A 538-nucleotide genomic window follows, 5' to 3' on the forward strand; every position below is an offset into this window, starting at 1 on the left:
TTTATCTTACTTGGATCTCACATATAAGTCATGATGCTGTCTGTTGAATTTTTTTTTCTATACAACTCGTAATGTCGGTTCCGCTGCCCGGGCGTAACCCGGGCAGCGGTCGTGCCCATGAGGAAGCGGTCATGGATCGAGAGAACGAAGAAGTCATTTGCGACCTGCAGGCGCAGGTCTACGTGTTGCGCGTCGCATTGCGCGCCCTGGCCAATGCCCATGGCGATTCCGACGCGCTGCTGGCGAGTTGGCGCGAAGCGCTGAAGGTCGCCTCTCTGGGCCCGGTGGTGCCCGCCTACGCGCGCCGTAGCGAATATCTGGCCGAGCGATGCCAGGCATTTGCCGAGGATTGGACCGCGGTGTTGGCCGAATTGCCGGTGCAAGCGCGGCCCAACTGACGCTATTGGTTGCGCTGGGGGCTAGCAGATCAGTGCGGTTTCCACCGCCGCTGCCGCATGCAGTGCGGTGGTGTCGAACAACGGCACCGTAGCATCGGAGGCGTCTACGAGCAGCGAGATTTCGGTGCAGCCCAGGATGA

At 60.2% G+C, this 538-nt stretch carries 1 protein-coding gene and 1 pseudogene; one reads left to right on the forward strand and one right to left on the reverse strand.

Features of this window, described 5'->3' with window-relative positions; genetic code table 11:
• Positions 1-131 precede the first annotated feature (131 nt).
• Entirely contained in the window at positions 132-398 is a 267-nt protein-coding gene (locus CSC74_RS17355; protein WP_162315761.1) for a hypothetical protein, read from the forward strand.
• Positions 399-419: 21 nt separating this feature from the next.
• Here the strand turns inward: CSC74_RS17355 and CSC74_RS17625 are convergent.
• A pseudogene (locus tag CSC74_RS17625) lies at positions 420-538 on the reverse strand (aspartate/glutamate racemase); the annotation flags it as partial.

This window comes from Pseudoxanthomonas yeongjuensis (assembly GCF_010093345.1).
Lineage (GTDB): Bacteria > Pseudomonadota > Gammaproteobacteria > Xanthomonadales > Xanthomonadaceae > Pseudoxanthomonas_A > Pseudoxanthomonas_A yeongjuensis.

Coding starts and splice junctions, on each gene's coding strand:
- CSC74_RS17355 (WP_162315761.1), top strand. CDS start 132: ATGGATCGAGAGAACGAAGAAGTCATTTGCGACCTGCAGGCGCAGGTC.